The organism is Mesorhizobium sp. ESP-6-4 (assembly GCF_020164735.1).
In the GTDB taxonomy this organism is placed as follows: Bacteria; Pseudomonadota; Alphaproteobacteria; order Rhizobiales; family Rhizobiaceae; genus Mesorhizobium.
Map to the genome: position 1 here is coordinate 41,119 of NZ_JAIUGS010000020.1, position 22,218 is coordinate 63,336.

The following is a 22,218-nucleotide window of genomic DNA, read 5'->3' on the forward strand; positions in this document are numbered from 1 at the left end:
ATTTCATATGGATTTTTGATTTGGGCATGTCTTTGTCTCCCGAAACCGGTTCCCACTTTCGGGAGACATGCCTTAGTCTTGTGCCGCGCGAGCGGGTTGGCGGTTCAACGACATCGGCGGATCGATGGAAAAACGCGTCACTTTCAGCAAATGGACGATCGGCATCCTGTTCGCGGTGCCGCAGCTAATTCTGATCTTCACCTTCTTCTACTGGCCGGCCGGGCAGGCGGTTTACTGGTCGCTGACGCTGCAGCAGCCCTGGGGCGGCGGCAATATCTGGGTCGGGCTCGACAATTTCCGCTCGATCCTGTCCAACGCCAGCTACTGGGACTCGATCACCGCCAGCATGATCTTCGCAGGGATCAGCACGGGACTTGCGATGACAATCGCGCTGGTGCTCGCCGCCTTGACCGACCGCCAGCTTGCCGGCTCATGGCTTTACCGCGTGGTGCTGATCTGGCCTTACGGCATCGCCGCACCGGCGCTGGCGCTGGCGTTTCGCTTCATCCTGGCACCGGAAGCCGGCTTCATGGCCGTGGTCAACCAAGTCTGGCCCGGCTCCTGGGACCCTGGACTTGACGGCGCCGACGCCATGGCCTCGATCATCATCGCCTTCTCGTGGAAATATGTCGGCTATAATTTCATTTTCTTCCTCGCCGCCCTCCAGGCGATTCCGCGCTCGCTGATCGAGGCGGCGGCGATGGACGGCTCCGGCGTCATCAGGCGCTTCTGGGATATCCAGTTTCCGCTGGTCACGCCGACCATCTTCTTCCTGCTGGTCATCAACATCACCGAGAGCTTCCAGGATTCCTTCGGCATCGTCGACATCATGACCGCAGGCGGACCGGCCAACGCCACCAATCTGATGGTCTACAAGATCTATTCCGACGGCTTCAAAGGCCTCGATTATTCGGGCGCCGCCGCGCAGAGCATCATCCTGATGCTGCTCATCATCGCGCTCACCATCGTCCAGTTCCGCTTCATCGAGCGGCGCGTGCATTATCGTTGAGGCGGGCCATGGTCGAGCGCACCCCGATCCTGAATTTCTTCACGCATCTGATCCTGTTCGTCGGCTTCGTATTCTGCGTGGCGCCGTTCGTCATCGTAGCGATCGCCGCCTCGCATAATCTGAAGGACGTCAACGACGTGCCGATGTCGCTGCTGCCGGGTAGCGATTTCTGGGTCAACATCAGGACGGCCTGGACGACCGCCGATCTCGGCCCGAAGCTGTTCAATTCCTTCATCATGGCGTTCGGCGTCGCCGCCGGCAAAGTCATCATCTCGGCGCTGACCGCCTTCTCGATCGTCTATTTCCGTTATCCCGGCCGCATGCTGATGTTCTGGCTGATCTTCATCACGCTGATGCTGCCGCTCGAGGTGCGCATCGTGCCGACCTACGCGGTGGTCGCCAACGTGCTCGAGCCCTATCAGGCGATCATGAACCTGACCGGCCTCTCCTGGCTGATCGAAAAGGTCTCGGGCGTGCAGGTTTCGCTCAGCCTGGGACTGCTCAATTCCTATAGCGGCCTGATCCTGCCGCTGGTCGCGACCGCCACCGGCACCTTTCTCTACCGCCAGTTCTTCCTGACCGTGCCGGACGAGTTGACCGAAGCGGCGCGCATGGACGGCGCCGGCGCGCTGCGCTTCTTCGTCGATATCCTACTGCCGCTGTCGCGCAACAACATGGCGGCGCTCGGCACCATCATGTTCCTGTGGGCCTGGAACCAGTATCTGTGGCCGTTGCTTATCACCACCGACCAGTCGCATGCGATGGCGGTGACAGAGCTGAAGCAGCTCATCCCCAATGTCGGCGGCGCGCCGGAATGGCATATCGCCATGGCCGGCACGCTGATCGTCATGCTGCCGCCGCTGATCGTCGTGGTGCTGATGCAGCGCTGGTTCGTGCGCGGCCTGATCGCCACCGAAAAATAGGGAGACGGAAAATGGCCTCCATCACCATTCGCGGCGTCAAGAAGAACTACGCCAAGACGCAGGTCGTGCATGGCGTCGACCTCGACTTCGCTTCGGGCGAATTCGTCGTCATCCTCGGGCCGTCCGGTTGCGGCAAGTCCACGCTGCTTAGAATGATTGCCGGGCTGGAAGAGATTTCCGACGGCACGATCGCGATCGACGGCACGGTGGTCAACAAGCTCGAGCCGCGCGAGCGCGGCTGCGCCATGGTGTTCCAGAACTACGCGCTCTACCCGCATATGAGCGTGGCCCAGAACATCGGCTATTCGCTGAAGGTGGCCGGCGTTCCGTCGGCCGAACGCGCCCAGCGCGTCCAGGCGGTGGCGCGCGTCCTGGAACTGGAGCAGCTGCTCGACCGCAAGCCGATGGCGCTCTCCGGCGGCCAACGCCAGCGCGTCGCCATGGGCCGCGCCATGATCCGCGAGCCGAAGGTGTTCCTCTTCGACGAACCGCTCTCAAACCTCGACGCCAAGCTGCGGGTGCAGATGCGCTCCGAGATCCGCAAGCTGCACCGGCGCCTCAGCGCCACTTCCGTCTTCGTCACTCACGACCAGGTCGAGGCGATGACGTTGGCCGACCGGCTGGTGGTGATGAATGGCGGCCGTGTCGAGCAGGTCGGCACACCGGCGGAAGTCTATAGCCGGCCGGCCAGCCGCTTCGTCGCCACCTTTGTCGGCGCGCCGGCGATGAACATGCTCGAAGGCACCGTCACGCTCGACGGGCTGTCATTGCTCGGAGGCAGCCGCAAGCTCAACGTGTCGCGCACGGGCGTTCCTGTGGGCGCGAAAGTCGCGGTCGGTATCCGGCCGGAGGCGGTGCGCATGGTGGCGCCGGGCACGCCGGGAGCGCTTGCGGCGACCGTCGACCTCATCGAGGAATTGGGCGCCGGCCGCGTCGTCTATGTCGATCTCGACGGCGCGCCGTTCTCTGTCGTGACGTCGGAGATCGTCCACTCCGAACCGGGCAGCACGATCGGCCTGCAGTTCGCCGAAGCGGACCTGCACTTTTTCTCCTCGGAGACGGGCGGCAGGCTCGACGTGTTCAAGGCCTCGGTGCCGGAACCGGTGCTGTAAGGCGGGCCTTGCAAGGCTGACTTTGCAAATTATCTGAGGGTTCACGGAATGAAGATCATCCAGGTCACCGACGTCCATCTCGATCGTCGGCGCCAGATACGCTATGGCGCGGATCTGAACGAGCGGCTCGATCGCTGCATAGACCATATCAATGCTCGGCATGGAGATGCGGCGCTCTGCATCTTCACCGGCGATCTGGCCGACGACGGCGAAGCCGAGAGCTATGCCGATTTGAAATCGGCGCTGAGCCGGCTCACTGTGCCTTACCAGCTGCTGCCTGGAAACCATGACCGGCGCGCCAATCTGATCGCCGCCTTTCCGGATAACGGGACGGACGGCAACGGCTTCGTGCAGTCGGTGCTCGACACGCCGGAAGGGCGACTCGTTTTTCTCGACAGCATGGCGGAGGGCCGCGTCACCGGCGAGTTGTGCGACAACCGGCTTGCATGGCTCGACGCACGACTTGGCGAGGCGGCAGGCAAGGCGGCTTATATCTTCCTGCATCATCCACCCGTCGAGCTTGGCCTCACTCTGCTCGACCCGCTCGGCCTCGAACAGCCGCAGCGGCTCATCGACGTGCTGACCCGCCACGGCAATGTCCGCTACATCTTCTTCGGCCATGTCCATCGCGACATCGCCGGCACCGTCGCCGGCATTCCGTTCTCGGTGCAGCGCGGCCTGCATGCCCGCTTCATGCTCGACCTAGTCGGCGACGAAGTGGTCGAGCAGGCGCCGCCCGCCTATTCGATTATCCTGATCGATGGGCAGCGCGTGGTCATCCACAGCGTTGATTTCCTGGAGCAATGGCCGCTTTGGTCGCCTGCAACTGGGCAGCGCGTGCGCCGAGGCATGCCGATATTCAGGTGAAGCCGGCCTGCAAACGGCGGTTTCCTGCGCTTCCGGTGCTCACGTACTTCAAGTACGCTCCACTCCGGTTCTCGAAACCCGCCGTTTGCAGGCCGGCCTGACCTGAATATCGACACGCCTCAACCCCGACCTAAGCAAAGACATGCGCCTTGCCGGTGACGGTCAAGCGCACGATCTCGCCGATCTCCGGCGCGTCCATGCCTGTCCTGCGCAGGATCAGCGGCGTGTTGCCGATGGCGGCCGCATCGGGCGGGTCCGGGCTGTTGAGCAGCCGCACCGCGACGGTGCAGACCGAACCAGCGAACTCGCAGTCCGTCACTTCGCCGAACAGCATGTCGGGTGTGCCCGACATGCCTTCGCGCGAGGTCCGTTTGAGCAGGATCTGCTCGGGCCGCAGCATGATGCGGGCGACATCGCGCCGTCCCTTCGTGTCGACGGCGATGCGGCCGAGCCGCGATACGGCGAAGCCGTCCGCGATCCTGGCCGGCACGATGATGGCGTCGCCGAGGAACTCGGCGACCATCCTGTCCCTGGGTTGGAAATAGAGCTCTCGCGGCGTGCCGACCTGCGAGAACAGCCCTTCGCGCATCACCGCCACCTGGCTGGCGAAGGACAGCGCCTCGGCCTGATCGTGCGTGACCAGGATGGTGGTGATGCCCGCCTCTTCCAGAAGCTCGGCCACCGCCTTGCGCATCGAAGCGCGAAGCCCGGTATCGAGCGCCGAGAACGGCTCGTCAAGCAGCATCAGCCGGGGCTTCATCGCCATGGCGCGGGCAAGCGCCACGCGCTGCTGCTGGCCGCCGGAAAGCTCGTGCGGCCGGCGCTTCAGGATCGCCTTGTCCAGCCCCACGATGTAGGCGAGCTCGACGATATGCTCGGCTCGCTTGTCGGCATTCCGCGGGATGCCGAAGCCGATATTGTCGGCGATGGTGAGATGCGGGAACAGGGCACCGTCCTGGGCCACCACGCCGATGCCGCGGCGATGCGCGGGCACGGCCGCGCCGCCGTTGGCGAGCACCTTGCCGTCGAGTGCGATGCGGCCGCGGTCCGGCGCCTCGAAACCGGCGATCAGCCTGAGCAAGGTGGTCTTGCCGCAGCCGGAAGGTCCGACGATCGCGGTGCGGCTGCCGCTTTCCACCGCAAGGTCGACGCCGGCGAGCGCCGTCACCGGGCCGTAGCTTTTCGCGACGCCGCTGAGTTCGAGAAAGCTCATCGTCCGGCCATCCGCTTCGACTGGATGTAGAGCCACCAGGTCATCGGCAATGACATCGCCACCATGATCAGCGCGTAAGGGGCGGCGGAGACGTAGTCGATCTCGCCGCTATAGGACCAGAATGCCATCGCCAGCGTGCGGGTGCCGTTGGGCGCCAGCATCTGGGTGGCGGTGAGCTCGTTGGTGATGCCGAGCGCCACCATCGCCATGCCGGCCGCGGCGCCCGGCGCCGAAAGGCGGATGGTCGTCGACCACAGCGCCTTGACCGGGGGACGGCCGAGGCTGGAGGCGGCGCGCTCCAGCTCCACCGGCGCCTGCGCGATCGAGGCACGCAGGCTTATCAGCGCGCGCGGCAGGAACATCAGCGCGTAACCGAACAGGATGGTGAACAGCGTCTGGTAGAGCGGCAGCGCGACGCGCACGGTGATGGTCACCAGCGCCAGCGCGATGACCACGCCCGGCAACGCGCCGACGATATAGTTGCAGCTCTCGAGCAAACGCTGCAGCGGCCCCGGGGCGCGGATCGAAATCCAGGCCATCGGCATGGCGGCAATTGTCGCGAGCACCGCGCCGGCAATGGCGAGGAACAGCGTCTGGCCGAGTGCCAGGCCGATCTCGTCCCACCGCCAGACTTCGGTGCCCCCGGCAAGCAGCCAGCGGCCGACCGTGACGAAGGGCACGCCGAGCGACAGCAGCGCGACGCCGGCCGGCAAAAGCAGGCAGGGCAAGGTGGCGCGGCCGAGGCGAGCACGCTGCTGCTTGCGCGCGGCTCCGGAACCGACGCGGGCATAGCGCTCCTCGCCGCGTATCATCACCTCGAGGGCGAGCAGGAAGAGGCAGCAGACCACCAGCACGGCGGCCAGCATGTTGGCCGCCGGACCGTTGAAGGTCGACTGGAACTGGTCGACGATCGCGGTGGTGAAGGTGTCGAAACGGATGAAGACATAGAGGCCGTATTCGGCCAAGAGATGCAGGCCGACCAGCAGCGAGCCGCCGCAGATGGCGAGCCTCAGCTGCGGCAGAACGACGCGCGCGAAGACCCGCCACGGGCCAAGACCGAGCGCCGCGGCCGCATCTTCCAGCGCCGGATCGAGCCGGCGCAGCGCGGCGGCGATCGGCAGGTAAAGGAATGGGAAATAAGCGATTACGGAGACCAGCACGCCGGCCCACAGCCCGTGCAGGCCCGGAACGAAGCTGATCCAGGCATAGGAGTGCACGAAAGCGGGGATGGCGAGCGGTGCGACCGACAGCCAGGACCACCAGCGGTTGCCCGGCAGGTCGCTGCGCTCTGTCAGCCAGGCCAGCGCCACCGACAGCACGATGGCGATCGGCACCGTGACGACCACGAGGAGCACGGTGTTGACCAGCAATTCGCCGACGCGCGGGCGAAAGATCAGCGCCACCGCGGTGTCCCAGCCGGTCTGGATCGCGACCCAGACGATGAAGGCGAGCGGCAGCAGCGCAACGAGCGAGATGAGAGCCGCTGCGAGCGTGATCCATGACGTGGGCCGGCGCTCCTTCATCCGGACCGCAGGCAGTCTTGCCGGCGTCATGTCGATCGCCGATTGCATCAGGCAGGCCGCTGGGTCGCCTCCGCCTGCCGGCGGAAGCGGTCCGATGTGCCACTCAGGCGGGTCGAAGCGCGGTCGACTGTCATCGACGGGGCGATCTCCAAACAAAAACGCTCCCGCGGAAGGCGAATTGCCGCGGGAGCACGGTCGTTCGCCCTTTTAGGACGAACGCGAACTAAAGCAAGCCGGCTTGCGTCATCAACTCGATGACCTTCTTGGAATTCAATCTGGCCGGATCCACTTTCGGCGCCTGCAGATCGGCCAGCGGCACCAGCTTCGGGTTGGACTGGGCATCCTTGCCGACCGCATATTCATAGGACGTTCCGGTCTTCAGCACGTCCTGGCCGCCCTTGCCGGTCACCCACTTCAGGAACGCCTGGGCTTCCTTCGGGTGCTTGCTCGACGCCAGCACGCCGCCGCCGGAGATCGACACGAAGGCGCCCGGATCCTGGTTCTTGAAATAATGCAGGGCGACATTCCGGCTGTTTTCGCCGGTCTTGGCCTGATCGCCGAAATAGTAATAGTGATAGATCACGCCGCCATCGATCTCGCCGGCATTGACCGCCTTCATCACCGTTGAGTTGCCCTTGTAGGCGGTGAAATTCTCCTTCATCGCCTTCAGCCAGTCGGCGGTAGCGGCCTCGCCCTTGAGTTCAAGCAGGGCGCTGACAATGGCCTGGAAGTCGGGGCCGGACGGCGAGGCGGCCCAGCGGCCCTTCCAGCTCGGATCGGCAAGATCGAGCAGCGACTTCGGCAACTGGTCTTCCTTCAGCTTGGCCTTGTTATAGGCAAAGACGGTGCTGCGGGCGGCAACGCCGACCCATTTGCCAGTCGACGGCTGGTATTCCTGCGGAACCTGCGCCAGCGTATCGGCGTCGACCGGCGCGAACAGTCCGGCGGCCTCGACCAGCGCCATTGCCGGCGAATTCTCGGTCAGGAACACGTCGGCCGGCGAGGCCGCTCCCTCGGCGACGATCTGGTTGGAGAAGTCGCTGTCGCCGCCATTGCGCAGCGTGACCTTGATGCCGGTTTCCTTGGTGAATCCCTTCGCCCATTCCTTGGCCAGGCTCTCATGCTGGGCATTGTAGACGATGATGCCTTGATCCTCGGCCATGGCCGGGCCGGCGATCAGGCCGAGCGCCAGCACGGCGCCGGCAAGCGTGGAAAGGGCAATTTTCATGGGCATCGTCCTCACTTCGAGACAGGGGTTTTGGGCACGGCTGCACCTATCAATACATGATTGTTATAGTCAACATTGCGACCCTGCTTCAATCGGTCGCCATTCCGCAAACTTTCGTGATTTTGCGGCAGTTTGGCTTGGACATTATTTCGCCGGCCACGTAACAAACCAGGGCCGAGACGCGAACATTGGGGGTAAACTCTTGTGACCGGCAAGGACGAGGCCGAGCTTTCCCGGCTGCTCAGGGCCGCGATCGCGGGAGACGAAAGGGCGTATGCCGACTTTCTGCACGGGATCGCCGCCCTCGTTCGCGGCTTTGTCCGGCGCAAGATCGTTCAAGGCGGGGTCGATCCCGAGGATGTCGTGCAGGAAACCTTGCTGGCCATTCATGTCAAACGCCACACCTGGCGGCCTGATGCGCCGGTGCTGCCCTGGGTCTATGCGATCGCCCGGTTCAAGCTGATCGATGCGTTCCGCCGGCGCGGGCGGCGCATCGAGGTCGAGATCGACGAGATCGCGGAAACCTTCGCCGAGCCGGAGGCGGAAACAGTGAGCGAGCGCGACATCAACCGGGCGCTAGACGGCCTGCCGCCGGCGCAACGCTCGGTGGTGGCATCGATCTCGGTCGATGGCCATTCGATCGGCGAGACGGCGAGCAAGCTCGGCATCAGCGAGACGGCGGTGCGCGTGTCGCTGCATCGCGGCCTGGCCGCGATCGCCAAACGGTTTGGACGAACAGCGACATGAGGACAGAGGATCTCATCAAGGCGCTCGACGCCGATGCCCGCGACGAGGCGATGCCGATGGGCAGGGCCTGGTGGCTGGCGGTCGGCGTGGCCATGGCGATCGCGGCGATGGTCTTCTTTGCGACCATCGGGCCGCGTCCCGACATCATGCCGGCCATGCACACGATGCGCTTCATGTCCAAATTCGTGTTCACGCTGACGCTCGCCGCCAGTGCCTTCGCGTTGATTCGCGCGCTGTCGATGCCGGGTGCTTCGACCAGGCGGGCGATGACCTCGATGATTGCCGCACCGCTTCTGGTGGTGCTCGCGGTAGTTCTCGAGCTTTTCGTCGTGCCCGAGGCCGATTGGGGCAAGCGGCTCATCGGCTCGAACATGATGATCTGCATGAGCTTCATCCCGCTGATCGGCATCGGCCCGCTGGCTATCTTCCTCGGCATGCTGCGCTATGGCGCGCCGACGCGGCCGGTGTTGGCGGGCGCGGTGGCCGGCCTGCTCGCCGGCGGGCTCGCGGCGACCTTCTACGCCGCGCATTGCTTCGATGATTCGCCCCTCTTCGTCGCCACCTGGTATACGGTCACGATCGCCTTCCTGACCGCGCTCGGCGCGCTAGGCGGACGGTTTTTCGTCCGCTGGTAGGATTAGACACCGATCCTTCGGTACAGTTTTGAAACAGTACCTTAATCATACCGGCAATTGTTTGCCGGTTATCGGAGCGGCCGCTGCCGCTCATGCAACCATTCCTTAAAATCGATCCGCCAGAGTTGTGGCAACGCGCAGTCGCGCATTGGGTGGGATCGCATTGTGGCGTGGTTGAGTTGGAAAGGTCCGCGGGCCGGCAAGCGCGCCGTGCCCGTCTTGATGGCAGCCGGTCTCGTTGCCTTGACTGCATCGGTCCTGTTGCCGGCGCTGGAACTCGGCACGGACGCGTTGAAGGTCTGCCTGCAGATATCCGTCGCCGTCACGGCCGTCACGCTGTTTGTCTCCGCGCTGTCCATCCGCAAGATCATCGACGACCGCCGGCAGATTGCCGAGAGCGAGCAACGCTTCCGCCGGGCCATGGAGGATTCGGCGATCGGCGTCGCCATTGTCGGCCTCGATGGCCGCATCGTTCAGGCCAATCCTGCCTTCGCCGACATGCTGGGATACACCCGCTCGGAAATCGAGGCGCTGACCTTCTTCCAGATTACGCATCCCGACGATCTGCAGATCGGCCGCGAGACGATGACGAGCCTGAAGGAAGGCAAGATCCACTCCTTCCATTTCGAGAAGCGGTATCTGCGCAAGGACGGCACCCCGGTCTGGGCGCAGCTCGCCGGCTCGGTCATTCGTGAAGAGGAGACGGGTCGTCCTCTCTATCTGGTGTCGCAGATTGAGGACATCGATGCGCGCAAGCAGGCCGAAGCGCGCATCGCCGAGGCAGAAGACCGGTGGAATTTCGCGCTCACCAGTGCCGGACAGGGTATCTGGAGCCTCGATATGCGCAGGGGCGGCACCACCTATTCCGAAACCTGGGTGAAGATGCTGGGCTATGCCGATGGCGAGCTCGACGGCGACCCCGATCGCTGGCTGGCCATGATCCATCCCGACGACCAGGAACGCGTCGCCGAGGCGGATCGCGCGCATCTTGCCGGCGAGACGCCCTTTTTCGAGGCCGAGTTCCGCATGCGGCACAAGGACGGCCGCTGGGTCTGGATTCTCGACCGCGGCAAGGCGATCGAGCGCGATGGCGAGGGCCGGCTGATTCGAGCAATCGGCAGCCTGACCGATATCACGGAACGCAAGGAGGCCGAGGCGCGGCTGATGGTTTCGGCGGCCATGCTGGCCGACGAGAAAGAGCGTCTCAGGGTGACGTTGCAGTCGATCGGCGACGCGGTGATCTGCACCGATGCCGCCAACCGCATCACCTTCATGAACCCGGTCGCGGAAAAACTCACCGGCGTCGTGGTCGGCGAGGCCCTGGGCAAGCTGCTCGGCCATGTCTACTGGGCGGTCGACGAGGAAAGCGGGCAGAAAATCGGGCTCTCGCGCCCTTCCGCGAGCGAGCAGCCGCACTGCGACCAGAACACGCGCGCTGTGCTTGTCCGGCGCGACGACACGCGCTGCAGCATCCGCCAGGTGGTGTCGCCGATCATGAACGACCGCGACGAGTTCTGCGGCCTCGTTATCGTCTTCCAGGATTTCAGCGACGCGCGCGCCCTGCAGCGCCAGCTAGCCTACGCCGCCGCCCACGACGCGCTGACCGGGCTCGCCAATCGCTCGAGCTTCATCCGCATCATGGAAGATCTCGTTGACCAGTGCCGCCTCAATGGCGGTGAGCATCAGTTCATGTTCGTCGATCTCGATCACTTCAAGGCGGTCAACGACACCGGCGGCCATGCCGCGGGCGATGCGCTGCTCAAGCGCGTGGCCGACGCCCTGCGCAATGTGCTTGGCCCGGAAGACATCGTCGCGCGGCTTGGCGGCGACGAGTTCGCCATCGTCCTCAAATCGGGCGCCGCGGCGTGCGGGCCGATCGCGGCGCGCTCGATCATCGACGCCATCGGCAATCTCGACTTCAGCTGGGACGGGCGCCCGCATTCGATCGGCGCCAGCATCGGGCTTGCGCCGATCCGCGCCGGTTGCGGCGAAGTGGACGAGATCATCGCCCGCGCTGACGCCGCCTGCTATGCCGCCAAGGCGGCCGGGCGCGGCTGCGTTTCCGCCGCGCCCGACGGAGTTTCGACAGGCGAAATTTCGAACGGCGGCGTGCCACTTCCGCCGCTCGCCGCGGCGTCCTGAGCCGTTTCGAAAGGGTTCAGCCGGGGAAGATCAGCGCGTCGGCACCGGATGGTCGCCGCGATAGTCGTAGAAGCCGCGGCCGGTCTTGCGGCCGAGCCAGCCGGCCTCGACATATTTCACCAGCAGCGGGCAGGGGCGGTATTTCGAATCCGACAAGCCCTCATGCAGCACCTGCATGATCGACAGGCAGGTGTCGAGGCCGATGAAGTCGGCAAGCTGCAGCGGTCCCATCGGGTGGTTGGCGCCGAGCCGCATGGCGGTATCGATGGCGTCGACTGTGCCGACGCCCTCATAGAGCGTGTAGATCGCCTCGTTGATCATCGGCAAAAGGATGCGGTTGACGATGAAGGCCGGGAAATCCTCGGAAACGGTGATCGTCTTGTCGAGGTGCTTCACATAGCTCTTGGCGGCCTCGAAGGTCTGGTCCTCGGTGGCGATGCCGCGCACCAGCTCGACCAGCTTCATCACCGGCACCGGGTTCATGAAATGAATGCCGATGAAGCGTTCCGGCCGGTCGGTCTGCGCGGCAAGCCGGGTGATCGAGATCGACGAGGTGTTTGTCGCCAGGATCGCTTCCGGGTTGAGCTGCGGGCAAAGCTGCGCGTAGATCTTGCGCTTGACCGTCTCATCCTCGGTCGCCGCTTCGATTACCAGATCGGCGGCCGCGAGATCGGCCATGGTCGGGGCGGCGGAAATACGCGCCATTGCTTCGTTGCGCGCCTTCTCCTCGAGCTTGCCGGAACCGACCTGGCGCGCCATGTTGCCGCTGATGGTGGCGATGCCCTTCTCGATACGGTCGGGCGACACGTCGTGGATCAGGACCTTGTAGCCGCCCAGCGCCGAGACATGGGCGATACCGCCACCCATCTGACCCGCGCCGACAATGCCGATCGTCTCGATCTTGCTCATGACCCCGATCCCGTCCGGAGCATCTTCCGCGTCTTGAAGCGCGGAAACGCTCCTGTTGTTCATTTCCTGCAATCCGGACGCAAAATCGCCGGATTGGCTTCAGGCCTTGATGGCCCGCTTTTTGTGCAGTGCAAACTAAAAGGGCGGGGCGACTTCGTCTACCCCACCCTTCCGATTTTAATATGCCAGAACCGGTGGCGTCAAAGCGCCTTTTGCAGCTCCGGCAGGATGACGAAGAGATCGCCGACCAGGCCGTAATCGGCGACCTGGAAGATCGGGGCTTCCTCATCCTTGTTGATGGCGACGATCACCTTCGAGTCCTTCATGCCGGCCAGGTGCTGGATGGCGCCGGAGATGCCGACGGCGATGTAGAGATCGGGCGCGACCACCTTGCCGGTCTGGCCGACCTGCCAGTCGTTCGGCGCGTAGCCGGCGTCGACCGCGGCACGCGAGGCGCCGACCGCGGCGCCGAGCTTGTCGGCGACCGGCAGGATGACTTCCTGGAACTTCTCCGAGGAGCCAAGCGCGCGGCCGCCCGAGATGATGATCTTGGCCGAGGTCAGCTCCGGACGGTCGTTCTCGGAGAGCTTGTTCTCGATGAAGGAGGAGAGGCCTGGATTGGCAGCGGCGTTGACCGTCTCGACCGCGGCCGAGCCGCCTTCGGGCGCCGCCGCGAAGGACGCGGTGCGCACCGTGATGACCTTCTTGGCGTCGGTCGACTGCACGGTCTGGATGGCGTTGCCGGCATAGATCGGCCGCTTGAAGGTGTCGGGCGAGACCACCTCGATGATCTCGGACACCTGGGCGACGTCGAGGAGTGCCGCCACGCGCGGCGCGACGTTCTTGCCCGACGAGGTCGCGGGCGCGACGATCGCGTCATAGGAGCCGGCGAGCGAGACGACCAGCGCCGCCGTCGGCTCGGCGAGACGCTCGGCAAGCTCGTCGGCCTCGGCCAGCATCACCTTGCGCACACCCTTCAGCTTGGCGGCGGCATCAGCCGCGCCCTTGGCGCCCTTGCCGGCCACCAGCACGTCGACATCGGAGCCGATCTGGAGGGCGGCCGACAGCGCCTTGGCGGTCTGCTCGGAAAGACTTGTGTTGTCGTGTTCGGCGATGAGGAGAATTGCCATTTTCTTTGTCCTTTCCCGATCGCTTTAAAGCACGCCGGCTTCGTTCTTGAGCTTTTCGACCAGTTCGGCCACGCTCTTGACCTTGACGCCCGCCTTGCGGCCGCCGGGCTCCTCGGTCTTGATCACCTTGAGGCGCGGCTTGACGTCGGCGCCGTAGTCGGCCGGGCTCTTCTCGTCGAGCGGCTTCTTCTTGGCCTTCATGATGTTGGGCAGCGAGGCATAGCGCGGCTGGTTGAGGCGAAGGTCGGCGGTGACGATCGCCGGCATCTTCAATTCCACCGTCTGCAGGCCGCCGTCGACCTCGCGCGTCACCTTGGCCTGATCGCCTTCGAGCACGATCTTGGAGGCGAATGTCCCTTGAGCCCAGCCAAGCAGCGCCGCCAGCATCTGGCCGGTCTGGTTCGAATCGTCGTCGATCGCCTGCTTGCCGAGGATGACGAGGCCGGGCGCCTCCGCCTCGACCACGCCCTTCAGCACCTTGGCGACCCCGAGCGGCTCGGTCTGCTCGTCGGTCTTGACCAGAATGGCACGGTCGGCGCCCATGGCTAGCGCGGTGCGCAGCGTCTCCTGCGCCTGCTGCGGGCCGATCGACACGACGATGATTTCTTCAGCCTTGCCAGCTTCCTTGATGCGGATCGCTTCCTCGACCGCGATCTCGTCGAACGGGTTCATCGCCATCTTGACGTTGGCAAGCTCGACGCCCAGTCCGTCGGCTTTCACCCGGACCTTGACGTTGGCGTCCACAACCCGCTTCACGGGCACAAGGATCTTCATTTTCCTGTCACCTCTCCTGAGATAGTCGGGGCGCTATAGCAGCGTGCGCCCTGTCAGAGTTGTCGAAAGCCGACATCGCGGACGGAATATCCGCCCAACTGTGCCGTTTCCGTAGTGGCGACAAATCGGCGCGTCAATATCCCACGACGCACCCAAATCGGTTCAGTCCCGGGGCGCCGCTGCTCCACGGCCCCATTGCGCCGCCGGCTGCGCCGGATCGCTCGCGGCCGGCTCAACAGGAACAGGCGGCTGCTGGATGTTGGGCGTCGGGTCCGGCTCGCCGTCGGCGCCGGCCAGCAGCGGCACGCCCCGGCTGCGCAGAACCAGCACCAGGATCGATCCGGCGATGATGCCGCCGATATGGCATGCCCAGGAGATCTGGTCCTCGCCGGCCGCTGCGAACATCACGATCTGGAACAGGATCCATAGGATCAGCGGAATGAAGGCCGGGATGCGCAACGGAATGCGCGCAAAGGCCAGCACCCAGACTTTCACCCGGGGGTAGAGGATCAGGTAGGCGGCGACGACCCCGGCGATGGCGCCCGAAGCGCCGATCAACGGCACCTGCGAATCCCAGGCCACCAACCCCTGGAAGAAGGCGCCGGCGATGGCGCAGGCAAGGTAAAAGATCAGATAGCGGATATGGCCGAGCGCATCCTCGACATTGTCGCCGAACACCCAGAGGAACAGCATGTTGCCGCCGAGATGGAAGATGTCGGCATGCAGGAAGGAATAGGTGAGGTAGCTCAGGCTCTCGGGGATGACGACGAATTCGGGCGAGAGCTCGACCTTGTCGTGAACCACCGACGGGATGAAGCCGAGACCGAGAACCGCGGCATTGGTGAAGTTCTCACCGCCGAGCGTGGTCGCCAAGTAGACCAGCACGTTCGCCACGATCAGGCCGATCGTCACATATTGCAGCCGGATGTGACGCAGCCTGTTGGTGTCGTAAAGCGGGATGAACATCGGACCCTCCCGCCTGCGGATTCAGCGGTTCTTGCCGGGAACCCATAGCACGTCGGCCTTTCCATTGTCATTGACCGCGCGGGCGGCGACGAACAGGAAATCCGAGACGCGGTTGATGTATTTGAGCGCCTCGCGGTTGACATGCTCGGCCGGATCCTGCGCCAGCGCCACCATCAGGCGCTCAGCGCGGCGCGCCACGGTGCGGGCAAGATGGAGCGCGGCCGCGGCGGGCGTGCCGCCGTTCAGCACGAAGGATTTCAGCGGCTGCAGTTCCTTGTTGAGCGCGTCGATGTCCTGCTCGACGCGGTCGGTCTGGGCGGCGACGATGCGCAGCGGCTCGTATTCCAGCGGCCTGCCGTCATCCGGCACGGCGAGGTCGGCGCCCAGATCGAACAGATCGTTCTGGATACGCGACAGCATGGCGTCGATCGCGGGATTTTCGGCGGCGGTGTGGATGCGGGCCATGCCGATGCAGGCATTGGCCTCGTCGACGGTGCCGTAGGCGTCGACGCGCAGGTCGGATTTCAGCCGCCGCTCCCCGGTGCCGAGCCCGGTGGTGCCGTCGTCGCCGGTGCGGGTGTAGATCTTGTTGAGCTTGACCACGCCGTCCCTCTGAGATCCTCTATTTGCGCGTGAAATAGACAACCAGCAACAGCAGCGCCAGGGCCACGGCCTGCAGCATGATGCGCGCCTGCATCAGCTTGTTCGAGGTGAAGCCGGAGCCGCCGCGCATCATGTTGATCAGGCCGCGAACCAGCACGATCACCACGGCGGCCATCGCGACGATGGCGAGAATCTTAAAGATGATGAGCATCTGGCTGGCTCCGGTTCAAGTTCGGTCAGGCGCGCCTGGCGAGCACGCGGTAGAGCAGGGAGGCCGGCAGGATGCGTTTCAGCGCCGCGCCGATCCTGGCCGGCAGCGTTACCACATAGTGCGGGCGCGGGCGCTGTGACAGAAGCGCGTGGCGCAACGCCCTGTGCACGATCTCCGGTCCCGGCTTCAGCTTCGACACGCTGCCGCCCGCCTGAAGCCTTGCGAGCTGCGCCTGATAATCGGCGCGGTGGACGGAATTCTCGACGTCGATATTCTTCAAGAACCAATGCAGGCCATTGCTGGCGATCTTCGACCTCACCGGTCCCGGTTCGATCAAGGATAGGTGGATGCCGCTGCCTTCGAGTTCCTGGCGCATGCACAGCATCAGGCCTTCGATGGCATGCTTGGAGGCTGAATAGGCGCCGCGGAAGCGGACCGGAGCCAGTCCGAGGATCGAGGAGCAGTGGACGAGCCGGCCATGCCCCTGGCGGCGCATGACCGGCACGACCCGCCGGGTGAGATCGTGCCAGCCGAAGAAATTGGCCTCGAACTGCTCGCGAAGTGCTGCGACCGACAGGTCCTCGACGGCGCCGGGCTGGGCATACGCGCCATTGTTGAAGAGCGCGTCAAGCGTGCCGCCGGTCCGCTCCAGCACCGCATCGACCAAGGCGGCGATGGATTCGGGCTCGCGATAGTCGAGATAGAAGGCCTCCAGGCCGTCGGCCTCGAGGGCTGCGATGTCGGCCGGCTTGCGCGCCGTGGCGAAGACCCGCCAGCCTTCCGCCTTCAACGCCCGCGCGCAATAGGCGCCGATGCCGGAGGAGGCGCCGGTGACGATGACGGTGCGCAACTCTTCTGCCGCGGGGCGCGTTGTGAGACCTGGGGTTGCCATTTACCGCAATCACTTCCCATATTCGCGGCGTTGACACAATCGAGCGGAGCGCGGGCCCTTGCTGCGGAATATCGTCGCCCTCAAGCGCGTGCTCTACGATGCGATAGGCCACTTCAACACCGATGACGGCTGGGCGATGGCCAGCCATCTGGCGATCACCTCGCTGATGGCACTGTTTCCGTTCCTGATCTTCGCCACCACGCTTGCCAGCTTCCTCGGCGCGCGCGCCTTCGCCGACACGGCCGTGCATCTGGTCTTCGACACATGGCCGGAGCAGATCGCCAAGCCGATCGCGCATGAGGTGCTCAACGTGCTCACGGTGCGCCGCACCGACCTTCTGACCTATGGCGTGCTGCTTGCGGCCTATTTCGCTTCCAACGGCATCGAAGCCCTGCGCACTTCGCTCAACCGCGCTTATCGGGTTACCGAGACGCGCGGCATCATCCACCGCCGGGTGCAAAGCATCATCTTCGTCCTGATCGCCACCGCCTGCTTTCTCGCCATCAGCGTGCTTTTGGTGTTCGCGCCGCTGCTCGCACGGCTGGCGGAGGCGCATCTGGAGTGGATCAAGCCGTATATGGGCACGATCACCATCTGGCGTTACGTGATCGCCTCGACGGTCATCGTCATCGGGCTGTTCTCCGTGCATATCTGGCTGCCGGCCGGCAAGCGGCGCTTCGTCTCGATCATACCGGGCATCGTCTTCACGCTGGTCGCCTGGCTGGTCGGGTCGACGATCTTTGCCACCTATCTCGACCATTTCTCGTCCTATGTGACGACCTATGCCGGGCTCGCCTCGATCATGATCGCGGTCGTCTTCCTCTACATCATCTCGGCGATCTTCATCCTCGGCGGCGAGCTCAACGCCGCGATCAGCCGTTATCTCGAAGCCCGAGCGCGGGTTGGGTGAGTTGGCGCCGGTCAGAAGAGGAGCTGAAGAACTGGAGAATTGAAGAATTGAGGAACTGGGGAAAATGCGCCGACGCTTGGCTCCGCCCTTCTTCTTCAATTCCTCAATTCCTCAATTCCCCTTTCCTCGCCTGCCGCGCCGTCGCCAGGGCGACGCCGAGCGTGGCGATCGCCACGCCGGCGATCTGCAGCAGATTGAGCTGCTCATTGAAAAGCGCCCAGGCAATGACCGCGGTTACGGCCGGCACCAGATAGAACAGCGAGGCGACCTTCGACATCTCACCGTCCCTGATCATCACCATCAGCAGGAATATGGCGCCGACCGACAGCACCAGGACCAGCCAGGCCATGGCGAAGATCAATTCGCCATTGACGGTGACGGCGCGGGTCTCGAAGGCGAGCGAGCCCAGGATCATCACGGCGGAGCCGCCGACATACTGCCACATCGTCGCCGACACCAGATCGCCGCCTGAGGCATAGCGCTTCTGCCAGATGGTGCCGGCGCTCATGCCGAGCACGGAGACGAGCGAAGCCGTCAGCGTCGCCGGTGTGACGCCGCCGCCCAGCGCGCCCAGCTTCGGCCACAGCACGATGACGACGCCGAGAAGGCCGACGGCGAGGCCGGCCCAATGGCGCGGCAGGATCGCTTCGCCGAGGAACTTTCCAGCGAGCACGGCGGTGATCAACGGCTGCAGGCCGACAATCAGCGCCGAAAACCCGGCCGGCATGCCCCTGTGGATCGCCCAGAAGACGGCGCCGAGATAGACACCATGCATGAGGACGCCGGCCACCGTTGCGTGCAGCGCCTCTTCGCGCGTCGCCTTGCGCGAGCCAAGCACAACGGTCAGCCCCGTGAACAGGGCCGCCGCGAGCACGAAGCGGATGGCAAGGAAGGTGAAGGGTTCCGCCCAGGGCATGGCATAGCGCGCGCCAATGAAGCCGGTCGCCCACAGAACGACGAAGGAGGCGGGAATGACCCGCTTGATGCTCTGCATGGGGGAGGCTGCCGGGATGAATGGTTGATGACGGCAATTGCTCTAATGCCGTTCAATCCCGCAAGCAAAACGAAACGGTTGATCCATAAGCTAAGTTGAATTCATCAAACCGTGCCAAGAGGGGCATGGCGCGTCGCCGCGCCATGGTGGGGCATGTTTTTGCATCTGGACACGACCTGGCTGTTGTTCGCCTTCGCGATCATCGCCGGCTTCGGCTTCTTCTTCGGCACGGCGCTCGACGCGATCATGGGGGAGAGCGGCTTCGGCCCGACCGGCAACACGCTGCTGTTCATCTTCGGCTTTTTCGTCGCGGTGGGGGTCGCAAACAAGCATGGCATCAGCCTGAGCGATCTCAAGCTGGCGGTGGCCTGCGGGCTGGGCGGCGCCTTTGTCTTCATCAGCGTGCTGGCGCTGATCAAGGCCGGGATGGCGCGCCTCTAGCCAACTAAAAACCGACCAATCTTCTGACGTCCTGCGGCGACATGCCCGCCTCCCGGAGGGAGGCCAGGCCGGTGTCCTTGAAGCTCTTGGACAGTTTCCTGCCGTTGGGACCGAGGATCAGGCGGTGGTGGAAATAACGCGGCTGTGGCAGGCCGAGCAGTTGCTGCAGCAGGCACTGCACCCCGGTCGCCGAATAGAGGTCCTGGCCGCGCACGACATGGCTGACAGCCTGCAGCGCGTCGTCGACGACGACGGCGAGATGGTAACTGGTCGGGATGTCGCGGCGGGCGACGATGACGTCGCCCCAGGCCCGCGGTTGCGCTTCGATTGCTCGCGTCGCCGACATCGTCTCGTCGGTGAACTCCACCCATGACAGGCCGGCCGTGACGCGCGCCATCGCCGCCTCGACGTCGAGCCGCCAGGCGAAGGGCACGTCCTCGGCCAGCCGCCGCTTGCGCTCCCTGGCCGACAATGCCTTGTCGAGCGGCGGATAGAGCGGCACGCCGTCCGGATCGCGCGGCCAGTCGCGGCCGCCGGTCTCGGCGATAAAGGCGCGGATCTCGCCGCGACTCATGAAGGCCGGATAAACGAGTTCCTCGGCGATCAACCGGTCCAGCACCTCCCGGTATTCGGCGAAATGCTCGGACTGGCAGCGCACCGGTTCTTCCCAGTGCAATCCCAGCCATTCGAGGTCGCGAAAAATGCCGGCTTCGAATTCGGGTGTGCAGCGGGTGACATCGATATCCTCGATGCGCAGCAGCAGGCGCCCGCCGACCTGCGCCGCCATGCGCTGGTTGAGCAGAGCCGAGTAGGCATGGCCGAGATGCAATTGGCCATTGGGGCTCGGCGCGAAGCGGAATGTCAGGAGTGTCATATCTCGGGCGGTATTCGGGTTGAAAGGCGCTTCCGCCGGTTGCTAGTTAGCCATCAATTGCCATTTCGCGGGCGCCCTGGGAACAAGCAACGTGCAACGCATCGCCTCGCTGGACGACATTGCGACAGGGCTCGACGCGCTCTGCCGGATCGATCCGCGGCTGGCGGCCGTGCGCGGCCGGGCGGGCAAAGTGCCGCTGCGGCTGTCGGAACCTGGCTTTCAGAGCCTCGCTTCCATTATCGTTTCACAGCAAGTTTCCCGCGCCAGCGCTGACGCTATCTTCGGGCGGCTGGTGAAGCTTGTCGATCCGCTGACGCCGCAGGCGATCCTTGCCGCCGACGAGGGCGTGTTTCGCGAGGCCGGGCTGTCGCGGCCGAAACAGCGCGGGCTGCTCGCCGTCGCTGAAGCGGTGGCCGGCGGGCTGGATCTCGATCACCTGTGCACGCTGGACGCCGGCGAGGCGATCGCAGCGATGACGGCCGTGCCCGGCATCGGTCCTTGGACGGCGGAATGCTACCTTTTGTTTGCCGCCGGCCATCCGGATGTGTTTCCCGCGCGCGACGTCGCCTTGCAGACGGCGGTCGGCCATGCGCTCGGCATCGACCCGCGTCCGCCGGAGAAAATGCTTATCCGGCTGGCCGAATCATGGAGGCCGTGGCGGGGTGTCGCGTCGCGGCTTTTTTGGGCTTATTACCGGGAATTGAAGGGCAGGGATGCGGCGCCGACTATCGAAATGGCAAAAAAAGCCTGAAAATCATGCGGTTTTGGCGATTTCGACGCACGACAATCCGCTTCACATCCCTGTCATGTCGGGCTTACAGTATCCGCGCCGTTCGGTTCTAGAAGCAAGGAGGCGAAGGACGTGACGGTTGCCGTATCTCCGGATGGGCTTCCCGCGCTGGTGCTGAACGCGGACTACCGTCCGCTCAGCTACTATCCCCTGTCGCTCTGGTCGTGGCAGGACGCCATCAAGGCCGTCTTCCTCGACCGGGTGAACATCGTCGCCGAATACGAGCACGCCGTCTCTTCGCCGACCTTCTCGATGAAGCTGCCGAGCGTGGTCAGCCTCAAAGCCTATGTGAAGCCGTCCAGGCATCCCGCCTTCACCCGCTTCAACGTCTTCCTGCGCGACCGCTTCCAGTGCCAGTATTGCGGAACGCCCGAGGATCTGACGTTCGACCATGTCATCCCGCGCCATCGCGGCGGAGCGACGACCTGGGAGAATGTCGTCGCCGCCTGCTCGCCCTGCAACCTTCGCAAGGGCGGCATGATGCCGGCCCAGGCCAAGATGTGGCCGCTGCAAAAGCCTTATCAGCCGACGGTGCACGACCTGCACAACAACGGCCGCCTGTTCCCACCCAACCATCTGCATGAAAGCTGGATGGATTATCTCTACTGGGATGTCGAACTCGAACCTTGAGATCGTTCGAGAATTCGGGAGGCTGGCCGTCTGAAGCAAGCGTCTGCGCTTCCGGTGCTCACGTACTGTAAGTACGCTCCGCTCCGGTTCTCGACGCTCACTTCATACGACTCATCCTGCCGAATTCTGTGAACGATCTCGCGCCGCCGCTTTGGTGCCGGCTCAATCCCGCGCGAGCGCGCTGCGAAAGGCGACGGCGGCGAGGACGAGGCTGGCTATGGCGTTCCAGCCGGCGAGCGACAGGCCGAGGATGCGCAGAGCTGCCTTGTCGCAGGAGGGCGGCACGAACTTGTCGAGCGCGTCGAGCACGCCCTTGCCGCCAGTGTCGACCGGACCGGCGCCGGCGGTGCAGTCGGCCGGACCTTGCCACCATGCCCATTCGACGCCCGAATGATAGACGCCGAGATAGAGGCCGTAGAGCATCAGCAAGCCGCCGATCGCGAGCAGCCCGCGCGTCACCCAGGCCGGCGCACGCAGCATCGAGGCGATCGCCGCCAGCACCATCAGCGGCACGCCGATATAGTAGGGCGTGCGCTGCTCCAGGCAGAGATGGCAGGGGATGTAGCCGCCGATATATTGGAAGGCGAGCGCCGAGCCGACCGTCGCGGCCATGGCGACGGCGAGAAACAGCGCCGCGCGCATGCGCTGGCGTCCGGTGTCGGCATTCATGGTCGCGGTCATCTATCGGTCCGTTG

24 protein-coding genes are annotated in these 22,218 nt (G+C 64.6%); 11 read left to right on the forward strand and 13 right to left on the reverse strand.

Features of this window, described 5'->3' with window-relative positions; all coding sequences use genetic code 11:
* The first annotated feature begins 124 nt into the window (after window positions 1–124).
* The 4 genes from LB523_RS25055 to LB523_RS25070 are packed head-to-tail and all read left to right on the forward strand — an operon-like array spanning window position 125 to window position 3,911.
* The gene (locus tag LB523_RS25055) at window positions 125–1,009 is read left to right on the forward strand and encodes an ABC transporter permease subunit (RefSeq protein WP_224608032.1); all 885 of its coding nucleotides are present in this window, start codon (window positions 125–127) and stop codon (window positions 1,007–1,009) included.
* An 8-nt stretch (window positions 1,010–1,017) separates the two neighbouring features.
* On the forward strand, window positions 1,018–1,932 hold the full coding sequence (locus tag LB523_RS25060; RefSeq protein ID WP_224608035.1) for an ABC transporter permease subunit: 915 nt from the start codon (window positions 1,018–1,020) through the stop codon (window positions 1,930–1,932).
* Between the two features lie 11 nt (window positions 1,933–1,943).
* Entirely contained in the window at window positions 1,944–3,044 is a 1,101-nt protein-coding gene (gene ugpC / locus LB523_RS25065; protein WP_224608038.1) for a sn-glycerol-3-phosphate ABC transporter ATP-binding protein UgpC, read from the forward strand.
* 48 nt (window positions 3,045–3,092) lie between these two features.
* On the forward strand, window positions 3,093–3,911 hold the full coding sequence (locus LB523_RS25070) for a phosphodiesterase (protein ID WP_224608041.1): 819 nt from the start codon (window positions 3,093–3,095) through the stop codon (window positions 3,909–3,911).
* Window positions 3,912–4,041: 130 nt separating this feature from the next.
* On the opposite strand, the gene LB523_RS25075 is transcribed toward LB523_RS25070, so the two are convergent.
* From LB523_RS25075 to LB523_RS25085, 3 genes are all read right to left on the reverse strand, one after another.
* Window positions 4,042–5,124 (reverse strand): ABC transporter ATP-binding protein, encoded by a 1,083-nt coding sequence (locus tag LB523_RS25075; protein ID WP_095767486.1) that lies wholly within the window; start codon window positions 5,122–5,124, stop codon window positions 4,042–4,044.
* Complete coding sequence (locus LB523_RS25080) at window positions 5,121–6,695, reverse strand: ABC transporter permease (protein ID WP_224608044.1); 1,575 nt, start codon at window positions 6,693–6,695, stop codon at window positions 5,121–5,123. Before LB523_RS25080 ends, LB523_RS25075 begins: the two co-directional genes overlap by 4 nt.
* Window positions 6,696–6,870: 175 nt before the next feature.
* Window positions 6,871–7,875, reverse strand: a complete 1,005-nt coding sequence (locus LB523_RS25085; RefSeq protein WP_224608047.1) for an iron ABC transporter substrate-binding protein — start codon at window positions 7,873–7,875, stop codon at window positions 6,871–6,873.
* A gap of 204 nt (window positions 7,876–8,079) precedes the next feature.
* Here LB523_RS25085 and LB523_RS25090 point away from each other — a divergent pair, with 204 nt between their 5' ends.
* The 3 genes from LB523_RS25090 to LB523_RS25100 all read left to right on the forward strand — a co-directional run bounded on the left by LB523_RS25090 (window position 8,080) and on the right by LB523_RS25100 (window position 11,399).
* Window positions 8,080–8,622 carry a sigma-70 family RNA polymerase sigma factor gene (locus tag LB523_RS25090; protein WP_095767489.1) on the forward strand — a complete coding sequence of 181 codons (543 nt, stop codon included), beginning with the start codon at window positions 8,080–8,082 and terminating at the stop codon, window positions 8,620–8,622.
* Window positions 8,619–9,257 carry an NrsF family protein gene (locus LB523_RS25095; RefSeq protein WP_224608050.1) on the forward strand — a complete coding sequence of 213 codons (639 nt, stop codon included), beginning with the start codon at window positions 8,619–8,621 and terminating at the stop codon, window positions 9,255–9,257. Before LB523_RS25090 ends, LB523_RS25095 begins: the two co-directional genes overlap by 4 nt.
* Before the next feature lie 243 nt (window positions 9,258–9,500).
* Window positions 9,501–11,399 (forward strand): PAS domain S-box protein, encoded by a 1,899-nt coding sequence (locus LB523_RS25100; protein ID WP_224608053.1) that lies wholly within the window; start codon window positions 9,501–9,503, stop codon window positions 11,397–11,399.
* A gap of 30 nt (window positions 11,400–11,429) precedes the next feature.
* Here LB523_RS25100 and LB523_RS25105 read toward each other — a convergent pair whose 3' ends face one another.
* The 7 genes from LB523_RS25105 to LB523_RS25135 all read right to left on the reverse strand — a co-directional run bounded on the left by LB523_RS25105 (window position 11,430) and on the right by LB523_RS25135 (window position 16,884).
* On the reverse strand, window positions 11,430–12,308 hold the full coding sequence (locus LB523_RS25105; RefSeq protein ID WP_140632869.1) for a 3-hydroxybutyryl-CoA dehydrogenase: 879 nt from the start codon (window positions 12,306–12,308) through the stop codon (window positions 11,430–11,432).
* A gap of 200 nt (window positions 12,309–12,508) precedes the next feature.
* The gene (locus LB523_RS25110; RefSeq protein ID WP_224608056.1) at window positions 12,509–13,438 is read right to left on the reverse strand and encodes an electron transfer flavoprotein subunit alpha/FixB family protein; all 930 of its coding nucleotides are present in this window, start codon (window positions 13,436–13,438) and stop codon (window positions 12,509–12,511) included.
* 24 nt (window positions 13,439–13,462) lie between these two features.
* Window positions 13,463–14,212, reverse strand: coding sequence for an electron transfer flavoprotein subunit beta/FixA family protein (locus LB523_RS25115; protein ID WP_224608059.1), 750 nt, complete (start codon window positions 14,210–14,212; stop codon window positions 13,463–13,465).
* 162 nt (window positions 14,213–14,374) lie between these two features.
* The gene (locus tag LB523_RS25120) at window positions 14,375–15,178 is read right to left on the reverse strand and encodes a rhomboid family intramembrane serine protease (protein ID WP_095767493.1); all 804 of its coding nucleotides are present in this window, start codon (window positions 15,176–15,178) and stop codon (window positions 14,375–14,377) included.
* 21 nt (window positions 15,179–15,199) lie between these two features.
* Window positions 15,200–15,781, reverse strand: coding sequence for a cob(I)yrinic acid a,c-diamide adenosyltransferase (locus tag LB523_RS25125; RefSeq protein WP_224608062.1), 582 nt, complete (start codon window positions 15,779–15,781; stop codon window positions 15,200–15,202).
* A 19-nt stretch (window positions 15,782–15,800) separates the two neighbouring features.
* Window positions 15,801–15,992, reverse strand: a complete 192-nt coding sequence (locus LB523_RS25130) for a twin transmembrane helix small protein (protein ID WP_095767495.1) — start codon at window positions 15,990–15,992, stop codon at window positions 15,801–15,803.
* 25 nt (window positions 15,993–16,017) lie between these two features.
* Complete coding sequence (locus LB523_RS25135) at window positions 16,018–16,884, reverse strand: SDR family oxidoreductase (RefSeq protein WP_224608065.1); 867 nt, start codon at window positions 16,882–16,884, stop codon at window positions 16,018–16,020.
* Between the two features lie 58 nt (window positions 16,885–16,942).
* Here LB523_RS25135 and LB523_RS25140 point away from each other — a divergent pair, with 58 nt between their 5' ends.
* Window positions 16,943–17,794: a YihY/virulence factor BrkB family protein gene (locus tag LB523_RS25140; protein WP_095767497.1), complete on the forward strand. Its 852-nt coding sequence runs from the start codon at window positions 16,943–16,945 to the stop codon at window positions 17,792–17,794.
* A gap of 103 nt (window positions 17,795–17,897) precedes the next feature.
* Here LB523_RS25140 and LB523_RS25145 read toward each other — a convergent pair whose 3' ends face one another.
* Window positions 17,898–18,788, reverse strand: coding sequence for a DMT family transporter (locus tag LB523_RS25145; protein WP_224608068.1), 891 nt, complete (start codon window positions 18,786–18,788; stop codon window positions 17,898–17,900).
* Window positions 18,789–18,971: 183 nt separating this feature from the next.
* Between LB523_RS25145 and LB523_RS25150 the strand changes: the two genes are divergently transcribed.
* Window positions 18,972–19,229, forward strand: coding sequence for a hypothetical protein (locus tag LB523_RS25150; protein WP_224608072.1), 258 nt, complete (start codon window positions 18,972–18,974; stop codon window positions 19,227–19,229).
* A 4-nt stretch (window positions 19,230–19,233) separates the two neighbouring features.
* Here LB523_RS25150 and gluQRS read toward each other — a convergent pair whose 3' ends face one another.
* Window positions 19,234–20,103, reverse strand: coding sequence for a tRNA glutamyl-Q(34) synthetase GluQRS (gluQRS, locus tag LB523_RS25155; protein ID WP_224608075.1), 870 nt, complete (start codon window positions 20,101–20,103; stop codon window positions 19,234–19,236).
* Window positions 20,104–20,194: 91 nt separating this feature from the next.
* Between gluQRS and LB523_RS25160 the strand changes: the two genes are divergently transcribed.
* The gene (locus LB523_RS25160) at window positions 20,195–20,854 is read left to right on the forward strand and encodes a DNA-3-methyladenine glycosylase family protein (protein ID WP_140845917.1); all 660 of its coding nucleotides are present in this window, start codon (window positions 20,195–20,197) and stop codon (window positions 20,852–20,854) included.
* Between the two features lie 111 nt (window positions 20,855–20,965).
* Entirely contained in the window at window positions 20,966–21,523 is a 558-nt protein-coding gene (locus LB523_RS25165) for an HNH endonuclease (protein ID WP_027167440.1), read from the forward strand.
* A 162-nt stretch (window positions 21,524–21,685) separates the two neighbouring features.
* Here the strand turns inward: LB523_RS25165 and LB523_RS25170 are convergent, their stop codons facing one another.
* A complete protein-coding gene (locus tag LB523_RS25170; protein WP_095767503.1) occupies window positions 21,686–22,204 on the reverse strand; it encodes a disulfide bond formation protein B in 519 nt (172 codons plus the stop codon).
* Window positions 22,205–22,218 lie beyond the last annotated feature (14 nt).